Origin of the sequence: Pantoea sp. F_5 (assembly GCF_008631595.1) — a bacterium.
GTDB classification, from domain to species: domain Bacteria; phylum Pseudomonadota; class Gammaproteobacteria; order Enterobacterales; family Enterobacteriaceae; genus Pantoea; species Pantoea gossypiicola.
The window spans coordinates 1-7,436 of sequence record NZ_VWUO01000036.1; the positions used below are offsets into that span (position 1 = coordinate 1).

The 7,436-nt window shown below is 45.4% G+C and carries 9 protein-coding genes, 2 tRNA genes and 3 pseudogenes; 7 read left to right on the forward strand and 7 right to left on the reverse strand.

Translation table 11 applies throughout. The features are described from left to right. The 5 genes from F3I44_RS24195 to F3I44_RS23520 form a co-directional block, all read right to left on the reverse strand. On the reverse strand, positions 1-175 hold a 175-nt coding region (locus F3I44_RS24195; RefSeq protein WP_190286015.1), incomplete at its 3' end, for a transposase. 484 nt (positions 176-659) lie between these two features. After that, complete coding sequence (locus tag F3I44_RS23515; protein WP_150015939.1) at positions 660-1,547, reverse strand: hypothetical protein; 888 nt, start codon at positions 1,545-1,547, stop codon at positions 660-662. A gap of 419 nt (positions 1,548-1,966) precedes the next feature. Next, positions 1,967-2,140: a hypothetical protein gene (locus tag F3I44_RS23845; protein WP_156085421.1), complete on the reverse strand. Its 174-nt coding sequence runs from the start codon at positions 2,138-2,140 to the stop codon at positions 1,967-1,969. Positions 2,141-2,159: 19 nt separating this feature from the next. Next, positions 2,160-2,351 carry a hypothetical protein gene (locus F3I44_RS24095; protein ID WP_223811746.1) on the reverse strand — a complete coding sequence of 64 codons (192 nt, stop codon included), beginning with the start codon at positions 2,349-2,351 and terminating at the stop codon, positions 2,160-2,162. Then, entirely contained in the window at positions 2,266-2,457 is a 192-nt protein-coding gene (locus F3I44_RS23520; protein WP_231515245.1) for a hypothetical protein, read from the reverse strand. The genes F3I44_RS24095 and F3I44_RS23520 overlap by 86 nt, the downstream gene beginning before the upstream one ends. Before the next feature lie 429 nt (positions 2,458-2,886). Between F3I44_RS23520 and F3I44_RS23525 the strand changes: the two genes are divergently transcribed. The 7 genes and pseudogenes from F3I44_RS23525 to F3I44_RS23560 all read left to right on the forward strand — a co-directional run. Then, positions 2,887-3,549, forward strand: a complete 663-nt coding sequence (locus tag F3I44_RS23525; RefSeq protein ID WP_150015940.1) for a class I SAM-dependent methyltransferase — start codon at positions 2,887-2,889, stop codon at positions 3,547-3,549. A gap of 153 nt (positions 3,550-3,702) precedes the next feature. After that, a tRNA-Ile gene (locus tag F3I44_RS23530) sits at positions 3,703-3,777 on the forward strand. A 1-nt stretch (position 3,778) separates the two neighbouring features. After that, positions 3,779-3,854 (forward strand) — tRNA-Thr (locus F3I44_RS23535). A gap of 210 nt (positions 3,855-4,064) precedes the next feature. Beyond that, a complete protein-coding gene (locus F3I44_RS23540) occupies positions 4,065-4,340 on the forward strand; it encodes a hypothetical protein (RefSeq protein ID WP_150015941.1) in 276 nt (91 codons plus the stop codon). A gap of 39 nt (positions 4,341-4,379) precedes the next feature. Further along, positions 4,380-4,562 carry a DUF333 domain-containing protein gene (locus F3I44_RS24415; RefSeq protein ID WP_150015942.1) on the forward strand — a complete coding sequence of 61 codons (183 nt, stop codon included), beginning with the start codon at positions 4,380-4,382 and terminating at the stop codon, positions 4,560-4,562. 775 nt (positions 4,563-5,337) lie between these two features. Beyond that, positions 5,338-5,496 (forward strand): annotated as a pseudogene (locus F3I44_RS23550) (transposase); the annotation flags it as partial. Between the two features lie 340 nt (positions 5,497-5,836). Next, a pseudogene (locus F3I44_RS23560) lies at positions 5,837-6,079 on the forward strand (Tn3 family transposase); the annotation flags it as partial. Here the strand turns inward: F3I44_RS23560 and F3I44_RS23565 are convergent. Both F3I44_RS23565 and F3I44_RS23570 read right to left on the reverse strand, forming a co-directional pair. Further along, positions 6,066-6,203 (reverse strand): annotated as a pseudogene (locus tag F3I44_RS23565) (DUF4113 domain-containing protein); the annotation flags it as partial. The pseudogenes F3I44_RS23560 and F3I44_RS23565 overlap by 14 nt on opposite strands. A 144-nt stretch (positions 6,204-6,347) precedes the next feature. Beyond that, positions 6,348-7,436, reverse strand: a 1,089-nt coding sequence (locus tag F3I44_RS23570) for an amidohydrolase family protein (protein ID WP_150019665.1), incomplete at its 5' end; no start/stop codon positions are given.

Consider the following 7,436-nt stretch of genomic DNA (forward strand, 5'->3'; position numbering starts at 1 on the left):
ACTGCACATTTAACTCAACTATCTGGATTTTAAGCTGTTCGCTTAAAATCCAGATTTGCCGATAAACCTCTTTACCAACATTTCCTTTTAATATCCTGAAGCGACACTTTGGCGTCCAGACTATATGGTATTGACAATGCCACAGCACGTGGGAAGCTTTTTGAAACCTGCTCATGTTGAATTTCCTTATCAGTTGTGGGGACAACAGATGAGGAGTTTGACATGGGCAGGTCTTTACAGGCAGAGCCAGAACCGAGGCGATAACCACGTCCATAGGACGTGGTTTTAAGTTGGCAATAAAGAGGTGGCGGGGAATGCTCCCCGCCGGTTGCTCTTACTTAGGTTCGTAATCCATGAATACAATAACCTCCGTGTGGCCGGTTCGGATGCGGATATCACTTTCGGCGTCTAAAAGGCCGCATCTATGTTGTCGTAATATGAGAATGCATCAAATTGATTTATATTCACGTGAGGCTTTTCATTTACTACTTTCGGCAAATGACTAAGACAGAAATCTTCAAGCGTACGCGGTGATCAAATCTAACATCTTATCAGTAGCTCGGCGTAACACCAGATTGTTTAATACCACAAATATTACATCACCGACCAATCCGCCACCTTATTATTCAACATGCAGCATTCGACCCATAACGCATAACTTATTTCCGAGAGGACGGCTTAACTTTCTGATCTGCTTCCGAGTAAGAAAATACATTATCATTAGTTGGATCGATTGAGATCACTGGAACCCAAAGCCCAGTTGTATCAAAATATTTTTGTTGTTCTAAGCGTGCGCTATCCAACCATTCACTATCTTTATAATACCACAGAGCTTGAATGTGATCTTTTGAAGGGTCGGTCGCACTCCAGAATGTCGGAGATGTATTCACTATTAGCTCGTTATTTCCACGTTCCCCAAGAAGGAGGGAAGCCTTTAAAGCAGCATTAAAGGTCGATGCATTATGACTACTAAAAGAGCATGCTTTTTCAGAATTTATTGGTGGAGGTAATTCTTTGTATTTTGCGACCCATTCTTCAGCGGTATTAACGCCCTGCTCTTTACATGTACTATTATCAACATCCTCATTCCTCGCCTTCTTAATTGACATAGGTTCTCCACACCCATTATTAAGTCGTTCCCCACTCATTGCATTTACTGGAAAAAAACATCGCGTACTGTACTCATCATCTTCTCTTGCTTTTAAAATTATACCAAATGTTTTCGCCCATAAATTCACTCCTATATCCTTTCTTATATAACTAAATTGTAGAAAATTATCGCTATCTCTTATATACGGAGTCCATGTATCAATTTTACCCGGTTGTTCATTAACCCTAACAACAATACCTGAACAGTAATAGGCTGGGTTCCCGTTACAGTTTTCATCAGTTCTATTATATCTTTCATTGAGCAGCAATGCTGTCTTTATCCCGTCAGATGTGTTTGCAAAAGAACTTGCTGAGCAGCCTAAAAGTAAAGCCCAAGTAACTAAAAATTTTATAATTAATAAAGGAAACCTATTTGCTAAGTGAGTCATTACTTTCATTGGGCATTCTTCTCCTTTGACTGAAAATTAAAGATTGCGTCTGTAACTATAGCACCCAGACTAATCAAAATTATAAACATAAGATAAACCCTTCCGGGGTCTCGCATATTAAATTCCTGTTATTACTTTATATTAACAAAGAGCAAATGTTACATTTTTATTAGTTTTACTATTATAGTGATGATGAGTATCGCAACTGCCTCAATTATTGTATAAAATGTATATGTTGCCTGCGCTGCACGCAGCAGCTGGTCGAATTCGTTATACCGCGTGATGTATACCAGTTCGGCTTCACTGAAGCGGATCGGCATCCTTGATTTTCTGGCCACCGTGCGCCGGTTCACCGCTACAGATCGCTCATAAAAACGATCGCTGACACTGTGCAGACAGTAAGCACGGTGCCGGCCACGGAGTAATGTTTACATGCGGCAGCTGGGTAACCCTTTAAGTACTTTGTGCGCCACCCAGAGACTTTCCGGATCGTAGCCAGAACGGGCTTTGCGCAGCAGCACGTGCATATCCGACACCGTCAGCGTTTTGCCGAGGATAAGTTTTGCCAGCTCTGCGCCGGTGATTTTCGTAAGTTTTCCCAAAGTATGTTTCTCCTGTTGGCTAAGAATTTTTGCCCTGCAGGCGGGTATGCACCTGCGATCTGAAACTTCCCCAGGTAAAATTTACCCAGGTGCTGTCGTTCATTTTCAGTCGGTCCATCACCCGTTCACCCAGCAGCTGCGTCAGCGACGCATGATTCAGGTTCGTCAGTATCCCGACCGGGCGCAGCGACACGTAGAACGCCAACTTCATCGATGACAAGCAAATCAACGTCACACAGACCGTCGAGAAACGCCGCCTCAGACATGCTGCCGTCATAGGACGCTCTGAGCTGCGTTATCAGGTCCGCTACCGTCACGATCAGTACCGTTTTGCCATCGGCAATCAGCTGATTACCAATCGTGGTAGTTCCTGCTTTCGTAAAACTGGCAACGGGCTATATGCATTTTTATCAGATTGGCTTTTCTGGAGGTCATTAAGTAATGAGCAACAAGCTTTTGTCTGTAAAACTACAGAGAGATATTCTCAGAGCATTATCCATTTTTCACCCGCATCCAATGACCACCAGGCAGTATCTGAGCTGCTTTGATGATGTCGACGAGTTCAGGATGCTTGCAAATATCGAAGAACTCATACGCCAGGGTTTAGTTCATCATGAAGCCATAAGATGTTGTAATGGAGAGCAGTTTTTATGCCTTAACCGATTAAGGCTTGAGAGTGAAGGATATGTAATAGCTTCTGCCGAATAATTTTGCAAACCATAAGAGTACACAGGAGAAACTTTACTATGGAGTTTGATAGCCAAAAGGGAGCCCAGGTCTATACTCCCCTTTCCCTGAAGATTTATGACTGGTGGGTGCTGAACATTTCTAACACCTATGCATGGCAGTGCAGGACCAGACCAATTCTTTTGGACCACTTCCAAAAATTTATGGGTGAGAACCATATGGATATAGGTGTCGGAACTGGATTTTACCTCTCGCATACTTCAAAGAAACCGCAAAATTTCACTCTACTTGATCTTAATCCTAACAGTTTAAAATCTACGAGCGAGCGCATTGTTCCTCAGTTCACAGTACGATCCATTCAGCACGATGTTTTTATGCCACTACCCGCAGATCTGAATAACAGCTTTGATTCAGTATCCATGTTCTACCTGCTTCATTGTTTACCGGGAAGCATGAATACCAAAGAAATTGTGATTTCTAACGCAGCTTCAGCGTTGAAAGCTGATGGTACACTATATGGAGCAACCATACTCGGCTCTGGGGTTACTCATAATAAATTTGGCACAAAATTAATGTGCCTTTATAACAAGAAGGGGATATTTAATAACTGGCAGGATTCGGCTGATGGCTTACGTGCAGCTCTTGACGCTCACTTTCGGGAAGTCGACGTCAAAGTTTGCGGAACAGTAGCTCTATTTTCCGCGTCAGGTAAAATTGAATAGCCTGTTGAGATAGCGTTGAAGCGTCCGCCGCTATGCTTCCTTCGCTGCGGTGAATCCCCCTATGCGGCGGGGCTTAAGCTGAAAGTGCAGAATACTAAGCGGGTCGGTCTGGCTTTGCCGACTCACCGGGAGGCACCCGGCACCGCAGCATCCGGCCCCTTAGCTCAGCGGTCAAAGCGTGCGACTCATAATTGCCCGGTTGCTGATTCAAATCCAGCAGGGCCACCATGCCGATTTAGCTCAGATGGCAGAGCAGCTGATTCGTAATCAGCAGGTCATCCGTTCAATTCCGGTAATCGGCACCATAAAGCGGCCATCGTATAATGGCATTACTTCAGCTCCCCAGGCCAATGTGCGGGTTCGATTCCCGCTGGTCACACCATCATAGCCAATCCATTCATCACATTCCTTCACGGCCAATGCTCAAAGCTCGCCTTCTCAATGTGCGTCATTGACTAACTGTTGCTTTCAAATGATTTAAAATCCGCAAAAAAGTGATTTCACATGGAGGGGCAATGAAAACCAGTTTTTCTGACAAATCCCAGTGGGGCATTCTCGAATATCTTTTTCGTATTTATCCGCGGACGATGAGTGAATTAGAAATCTGCCGGGAATTTGGTCCCATTAGTAACAAAGGTCTGGTCGCTAACATCCGCCAGCTGATATCTGACGGGAGTGTTGAACAGAAGGCAATAGTGAAGATCATGGGGAGAAATACCGTTTCGCCCGATGGACTGAAACTGACCCGTGATGGTACGCGTCTGGTGAGAAAGTCACTGCGCAATAACTGATTTAACTGTGTATTACTCCTGATAAATTGAGGCAAAAATATGAAGTGGTTAACCGTGACAGCCTGTCTGGGTGTGCTGACTGCCTGCAGTTCTTGCCCTGTGGAGAAAAGTTCAGCAGATCGTTACTGCCATCTTCAGGGCGGAACCCTGTCTTATAAAAAACGACTTTTTGGTAAAACCGGATACTGCACCCTGCCTGATGGTACCAGGATTGAGCACTGACCGTTATACCTTAAAAATTGCGTTTTGCCCTAGAGTCAAATCACCAGGGAAGATTTGAGATCTGGCAATAGATACCATACATGACCAATACGTAAAGGCCAAACCATCCGACCAGCAATACTTTGGTTGGAAGTCTTTTCACACCATCACCTTAAGAGAAGCAGTAATCCGTGTATCAGGCGAATAAAAACCATATGAAGACGCAATAAGCTATAACGACGGACGCAATCAGGATTGCTTCTTTTTTATTTAACTTAAACGTACTCATATTTAACAAGATAAATAATCAACCGAATTAAAACGCCACTAAAAATACGCGTTTATTCTTGCGTTTTTACACTGGTGTCATCAATGGAGATAAAATTGACTAAAATCAATAGTGCCCCTGAACAAGATGATTTCGTTTAACTAATATTTCATTTAATCATCGCATAATTCCTTTCGTGAGAGCGACCTCATTACGAAGCTGTATAAACTTCATGTAATTACATCGGTATTCGGTGACGCCCATTATTCCGGGCGTTTTTTTCAAGTTTGTATGCTGTCTCGTGATGTTGTAAAGCGCTTTGAGGTAATTCCTGTTTATCCCGTGCTGACCATGCCTCAGTGGCTGCCAACTATTCAGGGGTGTTACGTTGGCAGCCTTCGTCTTTTCGTTTTCTGGGTTCAATGACGGCTGGAGTTGGCATGCTAAAAGCTGTTCCGAATAGCAGGCTGTTTCCCTCAGTAGACTGAGTTAAAGTAATAACTACCTGTTTCGAGAACATATTAAATCATGGCTCGCTACGACCTTCCCGATGAAGCATGGACCATCATCAAACCCTTATTGCTTCCCGAGCCCGCTACAAGACGAGCCGGCTGCCCATGGGCTGAGCATCATAAAATTATTAATAGCATGTTCTGGGTGTTGTGCTCTGGTGCGCCATGGCGCGATTAACCCGAACGATATGGGCCATGGAAAACTGTTTATAACCGCTTATTTCTTCGCAAAAAATGGAAATGAGACTGGCCTGTTGCTCTCCCGGCATTGCCCATGGCCAGAATGCCATACGTTCTATGACTTCAAAAAACAGGGGATTAACCTCGACTATTTGCAGTGGCAGTAGAAATAACGGCAGCGTGGTTGAAAAGTAGAGGGAACGTTAGGCCAGCACACCACGCATCATGGCGCGATGAATTGTTCCTGCAGGGATCCAGGCTGCACGGCGGGGTGGAAGCTGGCACAGGGTTTGTTCCAGTTCAATCGTGATACTACCCGACGCTGAAAAGGGCAGCTGATGACGAAGGTGTCCCTGTGGAATACCGTCTATATGGAAAGAGCTATCGATCCCCTGAAGCGTAAGGGGCTGAAGATGAACAAGCAACTGTTGTCGCATTTTTCGCCGTTGGGCTGGGAGCACATCAATCTGACAGGCGATTATACCTGAAAAAGCAACCGAATACCGGCTTCCGGTATGTTTCGTCGGCTGCGACCAGCCAAAGCCGAAAGGTCAAAAAATAACCTTAACGTACAATAATTTTCGATATCCAAACTGACCCCGTATAGCGGGGCGACAGCATTTCGCATTTCATCTGCCAGGTATTGTCCGTTCCCTGGCCCGTGAACCAGACCTTCCCGAGTCCTGAGCTGTTTATCCTATCAGCGGCCATCAGCATCATTACTATGCGTTACGTGCTTTACAGTGCTTCCCTGGCCGGAAAAGTCCTAGTGAACTCTTTTTTCAGGAAATGCTGCTGCATGTAAGCGATGAGCCTCCGGCTAGCAGCGGAGGCTCAAAAGCAAACCTATGGAGCAGACTGAAATCCTTTTAACTCCTGAACCTGTTTAACCGTTTTACGCGACATAAAACGCTGAACAGTCCTGCTGTTCGTGTTAATCAGGTCTTTTAAACTCTCGTCCGTGTAAATTAATTTTCCGTCTTCCTTAAGTATACGTCCGTGAACCATGACCGTCTCAACATTGGCCGGTTCAGCGTTCAGGGGTATCTGTGTCACCCCATCAAAATTAACCGCCATATTGGGTGACTGTGGATTAATGATGATCAGGTCAGCAGATTTCCCTTTTTCAAGCGTACCGGTAATGTCCTCCAGTCCCAGGACTTTTGCCCCTTCACTGGTCGCCATCAGCAGGACCTCACTGTAGTTCGGATAAACATCCGGCGATTCGTGCTGGGCACGCTGCAGACCGACAGCGGTTTTCATCAGGCTGAAAAAGTCGGCGTTATCATTGGTGCCGCCATCAAGTCCCAGGCCAATGGTCAGGCCTGCACTGTGCAGTTTTCCCAGCGGCATGATGCCACTGGCCAGCCGCATGTTACTCAGCGGATTGTGAGTCAGCCGGGCACGGGAATCTGCCATTTGTTTTATATCGTCGTCATCGACGTGAATAACATGATTCAGTACCAGAGGACGTGAGAAGGCCCCGGTTTCAGTCATGACCCTTTTCTGCTCATGCTTTTTATCCTGAGCGCTTTCGGCATAATGGACGTTTAAAGGAACGTTCATTATCCGGGACATCTGAACGGAATTAGCCATCGAATCCTGAAGAAAGTTGGCGGGATGCCCGGATATCTCAAACGTTCCGAGAGGGTCTTTATCGATCCGTTCTTTTATTTTAAACGCGTTGCTGTCGAAATCTTTGTTGTTATGTGGGTAAAAACCATACACATAACGCAGCCCCGACTGCTGCAGCGCCTCAAGCCCGCCGTAAGCCTGTCCTTCTGAGAAGGTATGGTTCCAGTCCATGACGGTCGTGATGCCGGTGTTAATCAAATCATAAGTGGCAAGGCGAACGGCTGCGAACCCTTCTTTATGCGTGATATCGGTCTGTACAAAGTCACAGTCAGAGAGCCAGGCGAAAAGCTCCTGTTTATT